This is a genomic window from Winogradskyella sp., from assembly GCF_045105575.1.
In the GTDB taxonomy this organism is placed as follows: Bacteria; Bacteroidota; Bacteroidia; order Flavobacteriales; family Flavobacteriaceae; genus Winogradskyella.
In genome coordinates this window covers 26,134-41,002 of sequence record NZ_JBGCDQ010000026.1, presented here as the reverse complement: position 1 = coordinate 41,002, position 14,869 = coordinate 26,134, and the positions used below count along the sequence as shown (strand labels likewise).

15 protein-coding genes are annotated in these 14,869 nt (G+C 33.9%); 11 read left to right on the top strand and 4 right to left on the bottom strand.

Annotated elements, in window-relative coordinates; genetic code table 11:
• Nucleotides 1-7: 7 nt before the first annotated feature.
• Nucleotides 8-820, bottom strand: a complete 813-nt coding sequence (locus AB8B52_RS06490; RefSeq protein ID WP_406026384.1) for a glycogen/starch synthase — start codon at nucleotides 818-820, stop codon at nucleotides 8-10.
• A 213-nt stretch (nucleotides 821-1,033) separates the two neighbouring features.
• Between AB8B52_RS06490 and panC the strand changes: the two genes are divergently transcribed.
• From panC to radA, 7 genes are all read left to right on the top strand, one after another.
• Entirely contained in the window at nucleotides 1,034-1,900 is an 867-nt protein-coding gene (gene panC, locus AB8B52_RS06485; protein WP_406026382.1) for a pantoate--beta-alanine ligase, read from the top strand.
• A 13-nt stretch (nucleotides 1,901-1,913) separates the two neighbouring features.
• On the top strand, nucleotides 1,914-2,264 hold the full coding sequence (gene panD, locus AB8B52_RS06480; protein ID WP_406026380.1) for an aspartate 1-decarboxylase: 351 nt from the start codon (nucleotides 1,914-1,916) through the stop codon (nucleotides 2,262-2,264).
• 7 nt (nucleotides 2,265-2,271) lie between these two features.
• On the top strand, nucleotides 2,272-3,231 hold the full coding sequence (locus AB8B52_RS06475) for a YbhN family protein (RefSeq protein WP_406026378.1): 960 nt from the start codon (nucleotides 2,272-2,274) through the stop codon (nucleotides 3,229-3,231).
• A gap of 40 nt (nucleotides 3,232-3,271) precedes the next feature.
• Nucleotides 3,272-4,420 (top strand): alpha/beta hydrolase, encoded by a 1,149-nt coding sequence (locus AB8B52_RS06470; RefSeq protein WP_406026376.1) that lies wholly within the window; start codon nucleotides 3,272-3,274, stop codon nucleotides 4,418-4,420.
• Nucleotides 4,421-4,498: 78 nt separating this feature from the next.
• A complete protein-coding gene (locus AB8B52_RS06465; protein ID WP_406026374.1) occupies nucleotides 4,499-5,701 on the top strand; it encodes an alpha/beta hydrolase-fold protein in 1,203 nt (400 codons plus the stop codon).
• A complete protein-coding gene (locus AB8B52_RS06460) occupies nucleotides 5,688-5,840 on the top strand; it encodes a hypothetical protein (protein WP_406026372.1) in 153 nt (50 codons plus the stop codon). The genes AB8B52_RS06465 and AB8B52_RS06460 overlap by 14 nt, the downstream gene beginning before the upstream one ends.
• Before the next feature lie 77 nt (nucleotides 5,841-5,917).
• Nucleotides 5,918-7,276: a DNA repair protein RadA gene (gene radA, locus AB8B52_RS06455; RefSeq protein ID WP_406026370.1), complete on the top strand. Its 1,359-nt coding sequence runs from the start codon at nucleotides 5,918-5,920 to the stop codon at nucleotides 7,274-7,276.
• A 48-nt stretch (nucleotides 7,277-7,324) separates the two neighbouring features.
• On the opposite strand, the gene AB8B52_RS06450 is transcribed toward radA, so the two are convergent.
• Nucleotides 7,325-7,846, bottom strand: a complete 522-nt coding sequence (locus AB8B52_RS06450) for a hypothetical protein (RefSeq protein WP_406026368.1) — start codon at nucleotides 7,844-7,846, stop codon at nucleotides 7,325-7,327.
• A 334-nt stretch (nucleotides 7,847-8,180) separates the two neighbouring features.
• Between AB8B52_RS06450 and ileS the strand changes: the two genes are divergently transcribed.
• Genes ileS through AB8B52_RS06430 form a run of 4 tightly spaced genes read left to right on the top strand, consistent with a single transcriptional unit; the run spans nucleotide 8,181 to nucleotide 13,377 of the window.
• Complete coding sequence (ileS, locus tag AB8B52_RS06445) at nucleotides 8,181-11,585, top strand: isoleucine--tRNA ligase (protein WP_406026366.1); 3,405 nt, start codon at nucleotides 8,181-8,183, stop codon at nucleotides 11,583-11,585.
• Between the two features lie 6 nt (nucleotides 11,586-11,591).
• Nucleotides 11,592-11,975, top strand: coding sequence for a TraR/DksA family transcriptional regulator (locus AB8B52_RS06440; RefSeq protein WP_406026364.1), 384 nt, complete (start codon nucleotides 11,592-11,594; stop codon nucleotides 11,973-11,975).
• A gap of 26 nt (nucleotides 11,976-12,001) precedes the next feature.
• Nucleotides 12,002-12,679 (top strand): hypothetical protein, encoded by a 678-nt coding sequence (locus AB8B52_RS06435; RefSeq protein WP_406026362.1) that lies wholly within the window; start codon nucleotides 12,002-12,004, stop codon nucleotides 12,677-12,679.
• A 32-nt stretch (nucleotides 12,680-12,711) separates the two neighbouring features.
• Entirely contained in the window at nucleotides 12,712-13,377 is a 666-nt protein-coding gene (locus tag AB8B52_RS06430) for a lipoprotein signal peptidase (RefSeq protein WP_406026360.1), read from the top strand.
• On the opposite strand, the gene AB8B52_RS06425 is transcribed toward AB8B52_RS06430, so the two are convergent.
• Together AB8B52_RS06425 and AB8B52_RS06420 are read right to left on the bottom strand one after the other, a co-directional pair.
• Nucleotides 13,331-13,894: a 5-formyltetrahydrofolate cyclo-ligase gene (locus tag AB8B52_RS06425; RefSeq protein ID WP_406026358.1), complete on the bottom strand. Its 564-nt coding sequence runs from the start codon at nucleotides 13,892-13,894 to the stop codon at nucleotides 13,331-13,333. The two genes, AB8B52_RS06430 and AB8B52_RS06425, sit on opposite strands and share 47 nt — an antisense overlap.
• Nucleotides 13,894-14,862 carry a succinylglutamate desuccinylase/aspartoacylase family protein gene (locus AB8B52_RS06420; protein WP_406026356.1) on the bottom strand — a complete coding sequence of 323 codons (969 nt, stop codon included), beginning with the start codon at nucleotides 14,860-14,862 and terminating at the stop codon, nucleotides 13,894-13,896. The genes AB8B52_RS06425 and AB8B52_RS06420 overlap by 1 nt, the downstream gene beginning before the upstream one ends.
• Nucleotides 14,863-14,869 lie beyond the last annotated feature (7 nt).

Genomic DNA, 14,869 nt, shown 5'->3' with positions numbered 1-14,869 from the left:
GGTAATATTAACCGTTTAATACAGTATTGGTATAAAAATCCGTGTAAGGATCCGCAAATTCTTCAATAGAATAATAGTCTAATACAGGCTTTTCTAAGGCATCAATGTAAGTGTCTAATTCTTCAGGTAAATCTTTAGAGCCTCTAATGATGGCGTCAGAATTATCAATAGCAACCTTCATCAAATTAATATAGTTTGGCTCTTTTAAAGATTTTGTTGCTTCCGCGTCTAAACCATCAAAGTTTATTTTAGCGAGCATACCTTTGTCTAACGTTCCTTCAAAGGTTTGATTGTATACAGAAGTCACTATTTTGCTTTCAGTAAATAAAGGTTCCGTTTTGTAGAACTCTTTTAGGTATAATGGTAATAAAGAAGCTAACCAGCCATTAACGTGAATAATATCTGGAGCCCAATTTAATTTTTTTACAGTTTCAATAACACCTTTGGCAAAGAAAATAGCACGCTCATCATTATCCGAAAATAATTGACCGTTTTCGTCAGTAAGTGTTGCTTTTCTTTTAAAATAATCTTCATTATCTATAAAGTAAACCTGAATACGCTCTTTTGGGATCGATGCTACCTTAATTATAAGAGGCATATCTAGGTCATTAATCACTAAATTAATACCAGAAAGTCTAATAACTTCATGCAGTTGATGTCTTCTTTCATTAATATTTCCAAAGCGTGGCATAAATATTCTTATCTGACCTCCTTGTTTATTAACCATTCTTGGAGCTTCAAATGACATTGAAGAAATCTCAGTTTCTGGTAAATAGGGAACTACTTCCGAGGACACATATAATATTCGTTTATCTTTCATGAGTTTATTTTTATTGTTTCTTTATGATGATTCCGATGACTATCGGTCCTATTCGTAATTAATCATTTCCTAAGGCGATATAACTTTGAACCTGCTCGTTTCATAAATCCACTGCTTTCGAAATTAATAGTAAAAAACATGCAAAATTACAAAAATTTGTGCAGATTGCCAGTATTATATTATGTTTGCATGCGTTAAACTTTTGTTACTGCATTGGAAAAATTTAAGAATAAAAAGGACTTATCGACTCATGTTAAGGTTTTAAAGGCTCAGGGAAGCACTATTGGCTTTGTGCCAACGATGGGAGCTTTGCATTTTGGTCATTTAACATTGGTAACAAAAGGGTTACGTGAAAATGATATTGTGGTGGTGAGTGTCTTTGTAAACCCAACCCAGTTTGATAATGAAGAAGATTTAGTTAAGTACCCAAGGACGCTAGAGGCAGACATTGAGTTGTTAAAAACAGTAAGTAAGGATAAGATAATCGTTTACGCACCTTCTGATAAAGATATTTATGGCAATACTATTGAATCTGAGGTGTTTACTTTTGATGGTTTAGAGTTTGAAATGGAAGGCGCATTTAGGCATGGTCATTTTGATGGAGTTGGCACAATTATAAAGCGTTTGTTTGAAATTGTAACACCAGATGCGGCATATTTTGGAGAAAAAGATTTTCAGCAACTACAAATTATAAAAAAGTTGGTGGAATTGCATCATTTACCCGTAAAAATCGTTGGTTGTTCAATTCATAGAGCTGAAGACGGATTGGCAATGAGCTCAAGAAATACAAGATTATCTCCAGAGCATCGCGAAATAGCTCCTACCATATACAACACCTTGAAAAGTGCTAAAGATAAATTTAGTACTAAAAGCGCAAAAGAGGTGTCAGACTGGGTAACGAAACAATTTAGAGAGCAACCGCTGTTAGAATTGGAATATTTTATAATAGCAGATGTAGCAACTCTAAAACCTGTGAAACAAAAATCTCTCGATATCCATAAAGAAAATAGAAAATATCGTGCATTTATTGCAGTATATGCAGGCGATGTAAGACTTATTGATAATATCGCATTAAATTAATTATCTTTGTCATATGCAAATTCAAGTTGTAAAATCAAAAATTCACCGTGTAAAAGTTACAGGTGCAGCACTCAATTATATTGGTAGTATTACTATTGATGAAGATTTAATGGAGGCCGCTAATATTATTCAAGGAGAAAAAGTTCAGATTGTTAATAACGACAATGGTGAACGCTTAGAAACATATTGTATTCCAGGACCAAGGAAAAGTGGTGAAATTACATTGAATGGAGCCGCAGCACGTAAAGTATCTGTTGGAGATACGTTAATTCTTATTACGTATGCATTTATGGATATTGAAGATGCTAAAACCTTTAAGCCGTGTTTGGTTTTTCCTGATGAAGCTACAAATCTTCTTAAGTAGGTTTTAGTTGGGCAGCCCAAAATCTATCCTAAAAGTTGTTTTACCCTTACTCTTAGGAGTAGGCTTAGTATGGTATTCTTTATCTAAAATTTCCATACCAACTTTAGTACAGTATTTTAAGGAAGCTAATTATAGTTGGATCATCCTTGGTGTTATTCTTGGCTTGTTAAGTCATGCCTCAAGAGCTTATCGTTGGTTATATATGGCCAATCCTTTAGGTTTTAAACCAAAGTTTGGCAATAGCTTTATGTCTGTTTATGCGGCCTATCTTATTAATTTTACCATCCCAAGAGCAGGTGAAATAGCCAGAGCTTCGATTCTCACAAATTATGAGGATATTCCTTTCGATAAAGGATTCGGAACTATTGTTGCTGAACGCATCGCAGATACCATTATGTTACTTTTAATTATTGCGCTGGCGTTTTTTTTAGAATTTGACTTCATATACAAGTTTTTTTCTGAAAAATTCAATGGAATATCACTAATCATAGGTGGTGTTTTGCTAGTGTTATGTGCTTTTTTTGTATTTCTATTCATAAAGAAAAGCACCTCTAAATTAGCTTTAAAAGTGAATACATTTATTACTGGACTATTAGAAGGGGTACTCAGTATTTTTAAAATGAAAAACAAATGGGCTTTTATAGGTCACACATTATTTATTTGGGTGATGTATGTGCTCATGTTTTATGTAACTACTTTTGCTTTACCAGAATTACAAAACATATCATTTGCAGCTGTACTTATAGGATTTATACTTGCAAGTTTCAGTATTGCCGCAACTAATGGAGGTATTGGTTCTTTTCCTGAAGCCATTGTGGTTGCATTTTTGTTATTTGATATGGCAGAAGATCCAAGTAGAGCTTTTGGCTGGATTATGTGGTCAACTCAAACTTTAGTTATCATAGTAATTGGCGGTTTGTCCTTATTATATTTGCCAATCTATAATAGAAAGCATCAAAATAAATAGATTATTTTATACCTTGCTTTAACTTTTTATATGATTTAATATGAAGAATTTTTACACTATTCTATTCGCATTTGCTATTGTGTTCAATTTGCAGGCACAAGCCATTTATAAAACTATTAATTCTGAAAAGCTTGGTACAGAGCGCGAATTAAAAATACAATTACCACGAAATTACAACCCAGATGAAAAACGCACCTATCCTTTAATCCTTGTCTTAGATGGTGATTATTTGTTTGAACCTGTTGCTGGCAATATTGATTATCAATCGTATTGGGAAGATATTCCAGATTGTATTGTTGTAGGTATTAATCAGGCAGAGACCAGAGTAGATGATTTATACTACGATGAAGAAAATTATTTTCCTTCAGGTTCTGGTGCTAACTTTTACGAATTTATTGCTGCCGAGCTGTTACCTTATATAGAGGATAATTTTAAAGCGTCTAATTTCAGAATAATTTTTGGTCACGATTTAAGTGCTAATTTTATTAATTACTATATGTTTAAAGATGAACCTCTATTTAGATCGTATGTCGCTTTTAGCCCAGAGTTTGCTCCAGAAATGACAGACCGATTAAAACAACGCTTGTCTATCTTAACACAAGAAACATTTTATTATATGGCTACTGCGGATGGAGATATAAAAGCTTTGCGCGCATCTACTTTAGAAACTCATTCGCTTATTTCAACCATAACCAATGAAAAGTTGTTTTATAAGTTTGATGATTTTGATGATGCTAACCATTACGCTTTAGTAGGTCGAGGGATTCCGAAAGCCTTGAGTGAAATTTTTGCACTTTTTAAGCCTATTAATGCTAAGGAATACAAAGAGAAATTACTCACGTTTGAAGGCTCTCCATTTGATTATTTATCTAAAAAATATGAAGACATTGAATATTTTTATGGTTTTGAAAAAGAACTAATTGAAAATGATATTAGAGCCATTGCAGCAGCTAGTAATAAAAAAGACGACCGTGAATCTTTAGAAAAACTCGCCAAGCTCGTTAAGAAAACATTCCCGAATTCCATGATGGGAGCATACTACATGGGTCTTCATTACGAAAATGAGGGTAACTACAAAAAAGCGTTATTGCAATACAAATCAGGCCTACTTTTAAGACCTTCTCAGTTTATAGATAAGGAAATTATGCTCGAAAAAATGTATGATGCAGAAGATGCATTAAACAATTAAGTGCATTTCATCGAAAAAAATTGACAATACGGCGATAATTGAGTATGTTTGATATCCCAAACTTAAACCTACTTAATTATGAGAAAAGCTATACTATTAGTTTTTGCTTACCTAATCGTTACGTCCTCATTTGCACAAGTTATTTATAAGGAAATAACGTCGTCGCGTCTCAATGCCGATCGTAAACTAAAAATCAAGTTACCCAAGGACTATGATGGTGATTCTAATGTAAAACATCCAGTAATTATTGTATTTGATGGCGATTATTTATTTGAGCCTGTCGCAGGTCAAGTAGATTATCAAACTTATTTTGATGATATGCCAAGCAGTATTGTCGTTGGAATAGTGCAAGGTGAAAGTCGTTTTTATGATGGTTATTTCGATCCTACTACAGGTCTACCAACAGAATCTGGTCTTCGATTTCACGAGTTTGTTGCAGAAGAACTCCTACCTTATATAGACGATGAATACAATACGAGTAAATTTAGAGTCGCTGTTGGCCATGATCGTATGGGTAATTTTATCAATTCTTATATTTTTAAGGAAGATTTAGCATTTCAGGCTTTTGTATGTATCAGTCCTGATTTTGTAGGTTCGTTAAGAAATTTTGTGGACGAGCGTTTAAAACTTTTTAAAGACGATATCTTCTATTATTTAGCTACTTCAGAAAAAGACATTCCTGAAATACGAGATAATATTCTTTCTACGCACAGCCTTATTGAAACTGTAGACAATAAAAATCTCACTTATTATTTTGATGATTTCGAAAATGAAACGCATTACACTTTAGTTACAAGTGCAATTTCAAGATCTTTTGATAAGATTTTTGATATCTACAATCCATTACGTGAAAAAGAACTTGAAGAAAAAGTATTACCATATGAAGATACTTTAGACAAGTATCTTACAGATCGATATGATAGAATTGAGAAGTTATTTGGAATTACACAAGAGATTAGTGAAGAAGAAATTGAAAAAGTAGCCAAGGTGGCAGAACAAAGAGAAGACTTAGAATCACTTTATAAGTTAGGAAAGTTAGCTAATAAAATTCATCCAAAAAGTTTACTTGGCACCTATTATTTAGCGCAATCTGCAGAACGTTTAGGAAAAACAAAAAAGGCAAAGAAACTTTACGAATCTGCGTTAGAGTTAGACGAAACTAATCATATAGATAAAGATTACATTGCTACAAAGATTGAAGAACTGACCGTCGCTTTAGTAGAAGTTGATGATGAAGATTTAGAAGAATCAGAAGAAGAGGACGACAATGAAGAAAAATAAAAAATACAAATTCTCAACGGACTACTTTTTTGAAGATTTATATTTAAAAACAAAGCAATTATTGTTTTCTAATATACCTTCAAAACTGGCAACACTTAAAGTTTTAGCTATTATTACTTGGTTTAAAGACATCAACTAAAATTGTTTTAATTTAGCGGTTTCAAATGTAATACCTCTAATTGGTATAGTTATTTGGAAGGAAATTGAAACAGAAACATGGCTAAAGTAAAAACAACTTTTTTTTGTCAGAATTGTGGGAGTCAATATGCCAAATGGCAAGGACAATGTACGTCTTGTAAAGAATGGAATACCATTGCTGAAGAAGTAATTCAAAAACCAGAAAAAAGCGATTGGAAAACACCATCAGCTGCTTCAAAACGCGTTTCCAAACCCTTATTAATTAATGATATAGATACGTCACAAGAAGCACGTTTAGATATGCGCGATGGCGAATTTAACCGTGTATTAGGTGGTGGAATGGTTCATGGATCTTTAACGCTTTTAGGTGGCGAACCAGGTATTGGTAAGAGTACACTTTTACTTCAAATTGCATTAAATTTAGAATACAAAACGCTTTATGTTTCAGGCGAAGAAAGCCAGAAGCAGATAAAAATGCGTGCTGAGCGTATTCAACCAAATAGCAATAATTGCTACATTCTTACAGAGACTAAAACACAGAATATTTTTAAGCAAATAGAAGCCTTAGAACCAGATATTGTGGTGATTGATTCTATACAAACTTTACATAGTGACTATATTGAATCTTCAGCAGGAAGTATTTCTCAAATAAAAGAATGTACAACGGAGCTGATTAAATTTGCAAAAGAAACCGCAACACCAGTCTTATTAATTGGTCATATTACCAAAGATGGCCATATTGCTGGTCCAAAAATTTTGGAGCATATGGTCGATACGGTTTTACAGTTTGAAGGAGATAGAAATCATGTCTTCAGAATTCTTCGAGCTAATAAAAACCGATTCGGATCTACCAATGAATTAGGCATTTATGAAATGCAAGGTTCGGGATTGCGCGAAGTCTCTAATCCATCCGAAATTTTAATTTCCGAAAAAGACGAAGAATTGTCTGGTAACGCAGTTGCCGCAACTTTAGAAGGTTTAAGACCTTTAATGATTGAGGTTCAGGCCCTAGTGAGTACTGCGGTTTATGGAACACCACAACGTTCTGCTACGGGTTTTAATGCCAAACGCTTAAACATGTTACTAGCTGTTTTAGAAAAACGCGCTGGTTTCCGTTTAGGAGCAAAAGATGTCTTTTTAAATATTACAGGTGGTATCACTGTAGATGATCCTGCCATTGATTTAGCAGTCGTAGCATCCATTTTATCTTCTAATGAGGATATCGCCTTGCAAAGTACCTATTGTTTTGCTGCTGAAGTCGGACTTTCAGGCGAAATAAGACCAGTACAACGTGTAGAACAACGCATTCTTGAAGCCGAAAAATTAGGCTTCTCTACCATTTTTGTCTCGAAATACAATAAGATAGCTTTGAAGAATACGGTAATTAAGATTCAATTAATCTCTAAGATTGAAGATTTGGTTGGATTTTTAGTTTAAAAAATTCTTTTAAACAAAAGGAATCTGATGATGAGTTGAACTTCATCTTCAATTATTTGTCGCCTTCATTTTATGATCACTGTTTTCAGGAGCAAAAGGATCTTTAGTCGAGTATGTTTTTTTGGCTTCACTAACTAAATGGATAAGCGCATTTTTTATGCGTTCTCCGCTTCTATTATAAGGCACTTTTAACATTAAATCATTACGACTAGTAATTTTATCCTCTATAAAATCTTCATTTCGGCAGCAATTGGTTTCATTACATTTTATTCTTACGACTGATCCACTAAATTTATCCACACCAATACTTTCAATATCGTTGATATGAATGATTTGCTGACTTTCAATATTATTTTTTACAGTATGAATGTATGCCAGAGTAAGATAACCATCGTCTTCCAGTGTTAATTTATAGGTATGGTTATCTATTTTATTTCCATAGACATCTGTAGCACCAATACTAGCCAATTCTTCATTGATGTACGTTACAGTTTCTTCGATCGTTAAATTTTGAGAATTTATTTGTGTAAACAAAAACACAGCCAAGAGGCTTAAAATACCTTTTTTCATAGCTCCAGATTTTTTTTCTAAGATACAAAAAAACGTAATTCGTAATTGTTAACGCCTGTTAAAAGTGATGAAAGTAGGTGCTATTTTTTTAAATCAAACTATTTATGAGATAAGAATGATGAAGTTAGGAGGTTTTAATTGTCTTTTAGAGTAATCATAAATTAAAGTTCTATGAGTTGGTTTATTTAAGACGATAACATTAAGAATCGCATTTTTTTATTTGTTTTTAAGAGGTGTATTTTAGACTTATGTCTTGTTATTTTTTTTAATAAAAAGTAAATTAATTTTTCCCTCAAAATTCTGTAATTTCGTAGACTTATAAGAAAACAGAATAATGAGCACAAAGTTCCCTGAATATAAAGGACTTAACTTATCAAAAGTTGCAGATGAAATCGGTAACTATTGGCAAGAACATAACATCTTCGATAAAAGTGTCACCACTAGAGAAGGCAAACCACCATTCGTATTTTTTGAAGGACCACCTTCAGCAAACGGATTACCTGGCGTACACCACGTTCTAGCTCGCGCTATTAAAGATATCTTTCCACGCTACAAAACAATGAAAGGTTTTCAGGTAAAACGAAAAGCAGGTTGGGATACACACGGTTTACCAGTAGAGCTTGGAGTTGAGAAAGAATTAGGGATTACCAAAGAAGATATTGGCAAAAAAATTACGGTTGAGGAGTATAACGAAGCGTGTAAAAAAGCCGTAATGCGCTACACAGATATCTGGAACGACCTCACACAAAAAATGGGCTATTGGGTAGATATGGACAATCCGTATGTGACGTATAAGTCCAAATATATGGAAACGGTTTGGTGGCTACTCAAACAGATTTACGATAAAAATTTAATATATAAAGGTTACACCATTCAGCCGTACTCACCAAAAGCTGGTACAGGTTTAAGCTCACACGAGTTAAACCAGCCAGGTACATACCAAGATGTCACAGACACAACAGTTGTAGCGCAGTTTAAAGCAAACGAAGACTCATTGCCAGATTTTCTTCAAAACGAAGGTGATATCTATTTCATAGCTTGGACAACAACACCTTGGACGCTTCCAAGTAATACAGCCTTAACTGTTGGGCCAAAAATTGATTATGTTTTAGTAGAAACGTATAATCAATATACCTTTAAACCAATGAATGTTATTTTGGCTAAAGCCTTAGTCAACAAACAATTTGATGGTAAATTCAAAAAGGTTGAAACAAAACCAGAATTAATAGACTACAAAGAAGGAGACAAAAAGATTCCTTTTTATGTGGTTAAAGAATTCAAAGGAAAAGATTTAGTAGGTATTACCTACGAACAAATTTTAGATTACGGTTGCGAATTTGAAAACAAACAAAACGCCTTTAGAGTCATTTCAGGTGACTTTGTCACTACAGAAGATGGAACCGGAATCGTACACACAGCACCAACTTTTGGAGCAGATGATGCTTTGGTTGCCAAACAAGCCACACCGGAAATTCCACCACTTTTAGTAAAAGATGACCATGGAAATTTAGTACCATTAGTAGATTTACAAGGTAAATTTAGACCAGAATTAGGCGAATTTGCAGGTAAGTATGTTAAGAACGAATATTACAATGATGGTGAAGCACCAGAACGTTCAGTAGATGTTGAGCTTGCCATTAAATTAAAAACAGAAAACAAGGCTTTTAAAGTCGAAAAATATAAGCACAGTTACCCAAATTGTTGGCGTACGGATAAGCCCATTTTATACTACCCATTAGATTCGTGGTTTATTAAAATCACAGACGTTAAAGGGAGAATGCACGAGTTAAACACGACGATTAATTGGAAACCAGAATCCACAGGTACAGGTCGTTTTGGAAACTGGTTAGCAAACGCAAACGACTGGAATTTATCACGTTCACGTTTTTGGGGAATCCCATTACCAATCTGGCGAACCGAAGACGGCAAAGAACAAATTTGTATCGGATCTGTTGCAGAATTAAAAGCCGAAATGACGAAGTCTGTTGATGCAGGTATAATGTCTGAAGATATTTTTGCAGAATTTGAAGTGGGTAATATGTCTGAAGCAAATTACGATACCATCGATTTACATAAAAACGTCGTCGATAAAATTGTATTAGTATCAGCTTTAGGAAAACCAATGCAACGCGAAAGTGATTTAATAGATGTATGGTTCGATTCTGGTTCTATGCCTTATGCACAATTGCATTATCCATTTGAGAATAAAAATTTAATAGATAATAACGAAGCCTTTCCTGCAGATTTTATCGCTGAAGGCGTAGACCAAACACGTGGTTGGTTTTACACACTTCACGCTATTGGCACTATGGTTTTCGATTCTGTAGCTTATAAAAACGTGGTTTCAAACGGACTCGTGTTAGATAAAAACGGACAAAAAATGTCTAAGCGTTTAGGTAATGCTGTAGATCCTTTTGAAACCTTATCAAAATACGGAGCAGATGCCACGCGTTGGTATATGATTAGTAATGCGAATCCTTGGGACAACTTAAAATTTGATAGCGAAGGCATTGCTGAGGTGAGTCGAAAATTTTTTGGAACACTTTACAATACGTATTCATTCTTCACATTATATACAAACATTGATGGTTTCAATTATAGTGAAGCAGATATTAAATTAGAAGAACGACCAGAAATAGACCGTTGGATTCTTTCAGAATTGAACACCTTAATTCAAAAAGTTGACAAATTTTATGAGGAATATGAACCAACGAGAGCAGCGAGAGCCATTTCAGATTTTACACAAGATTATTTAAGTAATTGGTACGTACGTTTAAGCAGAAGACGTTTCTGGAAAGGCGATTACCAAACCGATAAAATTTCAGCATACCAAACATTGTACACCTGTATGGAAACGATTGCGAAGTTAGGAGCACCAATTGCACCATTCTTTATGGATCGTTTGTATTTAGACTTAAATGCCGTAACCAAAAAGGAAACGTTTGAAAGTGTACATTTAGCAGAATTTCCAAAAGCAGATACAGCTGTTATCGACAAAGTTTTAGAACGTAAAATGGAGAGTGCGCAGACAATATGTTCTTTAGTATTATCGTTGAGAGCTAAAGAGAAGATTAAAGTGCGTCAGCCATTGCAGAAAATTATGATTCCTGTTGATAATCAACAACAAAAGGAAGAAATTGAAGCCGTTGCAGATTTAATTAAACACGAAGTTAACATCAAAGAAATTGAATTGTTACAAGACGCATCAGACATATTAGTAAAACAAATCAAACCGAATTTTAAGACCTTAGGACCTAAATTTGGAAAAGATATGAAGCTGATTGCTAGTGCTGTAAATCAATTATCTGCTGCTGATATAAAAAATATTGAGCAAAAAGGACATTTAGAATTAGAAATTAACGGAAATAGCATAACTTTAGGTTTAGAAGATGTAGAGATTACATCGCAAGATATTGAAGGTTGGCTTGTGGCTAATGAAGGTGCGTTAACAGTAGCTTTAGATGTCACCATAAATGAAGAATTACGCAAAGAAGGAGTGGCGAGAGAACTTGTAAACCGCATTCAAAACTTACGTAAAGATTCAGGATTTGAGGTTACTGACAGAATTGACGTACAATTACAGAATGATGCTCAAATTGCAGCTGCAGTGGCTTCAAACGAAGCGTACATTAAATCGGAAACGCTAACCGAAGACTTAAAAATTGTAGATACTTTAAACAATGGTATAGAAATTGCCTTTGATGAAGTAAATACCAAATTGTTTATTCAAAAACATTAATATATTATGGCAGAAAACACCAACACCGTCAGATTTTCTGACAAAGACTTAGAAGAATTTAGAACTATAGTTCAAAATAAAATAAAAAAGGCAGAGCACGATTTAGAATTAATTAAAAGTGCTTACATGAATGATCATGATAATGGTACTAACGATACGTCACCGACATTCAAGGCCTTTGAAGAAGGCAGTGCAACCATGAGTAAGGAAGCGAATTCGGCATTAGCCATTCGTCAAGAAAAGTTTATCAGAGATTTGAAAAATGCAATTATCAGAATCGAAAATAAAACCTATGGTGTTTGCCGCGTTACAGGAAAACTCATTAATAAAGAGCGCTTAAAATTAGTGCCACATGCGACTTTGAGTATTGAAGCTAAAAATATGCAATAACCAATTCCTGCGTAGGCAGGAATCTTATGATAAAAAAATTAAATGCTTTAAAAAATATTAGACCTCACAGGTTTCAAAAATCTGTGAGGTCTTTTTGTTTATTAGTGTTCAGTCTTTCAACTTTTGTTCTTGTAGGTCAAAACAAATTTCAAAAACAACTATCTGCGCAGCATATTGAATTCATTTCAATCAATGGGAATCAAATTTTTAATATTTCGGTGACAACATCAAAAACAGATGATATTAGTGTCACATCAACCTTAGATGGTGAATATCAAAATGACTTTCAGATGGTAATAAAAGAAGATAAAAGCACACTCAATTTAAGCTTAGAACAGTTGTCTTTTGAAGCCATACCAGACGATAAACGCAATGCGCATAAGGTCATTGCAGCAACTTTGCATCTTGAAATTCCGGAACAACTTAAATTACAAATTTTAAGTGATGTCGGTTCTGTCAATTTAATAGGAACGTTTAAATCCTTATTTGTTGAATTAAAACAAGGGCAATGCAAAGTTAAAGGTGACGTAAAAACAGCAACGATAAATACACTCGATGGAGATATTACTATCTGGACAAAAAGTGCGAATGTTGAAGCCAGTTCTAATCACGGAAAAGTGATTTTAGATGAATTTTCGATGTCAAATTCAACTTGGAATTTGACCTCTATAAATGGAAACATTACGGTTGTTAAGACCGATTAATCCTTTATTTTTGTGAAAATTATTTTATTTAAATGTCCCTAAAGAAAGCTTCGTTTATAATTATTGTTATTCTACTGATAGACCAAATTAGTAAAGTATATATAAAAACACACTTTCAATTAGGTGAAGATGTTAGGGTGTTTTCTTGGTTTAAAATTGCTTTTGTAGAAAATGACGGTATGGCTTGGGGCACTAAAATTAGTGACTTTGTTAGTTTTATTTCAGATGAATCTGCAAAATTAATTTTAACTTTATTTAGAATTGTTGCCGTTACCGGAATTGCATTTTGGTTGGTTGACGTTATTAAAAAGGAAAAATCTAAAACGCTAATATTCGCCATTTCTATAATATTTGCAGGTGCTTTGGGTAATATTATAGATTCTGTTTTTTACGGAGTATTATTTAGTGATAGTGTCATGCAAGTCGCCACATTTTTACCAGAAAACGGTGGATATGCTAAGGTGTTTCATGGTGATGTGGTTGATATGCTTTATTTTCCTATTTGGAGTGGTGTAATGCCTGAAAGTTTACCGCTCATTGGTGGAAAATACTTCTCGTTTTTTGATCCTGTTTTTAATGTTGCTGATATGGCCATTAGCACAGGTATTGGTATTTTAATTGTGTTTAATAAGAGGGCTTTTGGTGATGCTCCTAAAATTGAAACACCTGATTCGGCGTCACACAATAATCCAACCTAACATCATTTTCCGAAGCTTCAAAAATTTCATCTTCAGCTTCAAAAAAAGAAAGTCCAATTTTTATAGTATCAGGTTGACATTCGGCTAAAAACCGATCGTAGAAGCCTTTTCCGTAACCAACGCGGTTTCCTATTTTATCAAAAGCTAAAAGCGGCATAAATACCACTTCTAATTGCGACGATTGAATTTCGATACCATCAACAGGTTCAGGAATGTTGTAGTGATTCTTTTTAATAGTTGTGCTGTCGGTTAGTAGAAAATGCGTCATACTGCACGCTTCAAAATTACTTTTAGAAATGACGATATGCTTATCTTTTCCTGCTAAAATATTGAGGATATAATCGGTGTTAATTTCGTTTTGTTCTTCAATACTTAAGAAAATATGGTAGAAGGATTTATTCCAAATATGAAGTTTAAGAAGTTGGTTGGCAATAGTGAGACTGTGATTTTCAATGTCAGTGTCAGACAGGTTTTGCCTTAATCCTTTATACTTACTTCTTAATTCTTGCTTTGTCATTAGTCTTCAATTTCTGTAGAAATATGAAAAATAGCATCACCTTGATATATAATAGGTGACTGATTTACATTAAAGATATAACCTGTTCTCGGTGCTTTTACAAAATAATTAAAACTACCATAAGGATCTGTAATATTGCCTATAACATCGTCTTTAGTAACATGCGCGTTTATTTTTACAGTAGCTTTAAACATACCAGAATATTTAGCTCTTAGCCATTTACTATCTTTAATAATGACGGCATCTACTTTAGGTCGCGATACTTTAAATTTAGTTCTAAGCATCTCAAAGTGATTGAGTACGCGTTTTGCTCCGTTAACACCAGTATTGGTGATGTTGGTGTCAATATCAAAAGATTTGCCACCTTCAAATAAAAGCATAGGCACACCAACTTTATCGCAAGCGTTTCTGTAAGATTTATTTAAGTTTTGAGAATAATAAATAAATGGCGCACCAAAAACATGCGCCAATTCGGTCAGCTTGGGATTGTCTTTAACTATTCTAATTTGAGCCGCATTAAAACGATCGGCTCCTCCAGTATGAAAATCCATAGCAAAATCAACATGAGGTACCAATTCGGTCATAACAAAATGAGCAACTCTGCTGGCTAATGAGCCATTAGCGTTTCCAGGAAATACACGGTTTAAATCGCGTCCATCTGGAAACAAACGGTCCATGTTCAAAAACCCAAAGACATTAATAACTGGAACACAGATAGTGGTACCTGTTCTAGGAATGTTGATACCCTTGGCAATGATTTGCCTAACAATCTCAACACCATTAACTTCATCTCCATGAATACCTGCAGTAATTAAAACCGTTGGTCCTGGCTTTTTTGAACGCTCAATAATTATAGGAACATCTAAGGTGTTTCTGGTATGTAATTTGGCAACTTCAAAGGTTACCGTTGCACTTTTACCAGGAGCAACTTCAACTCCTAAAATATTTAAAATATCTTTTTTACTCATTTATAAT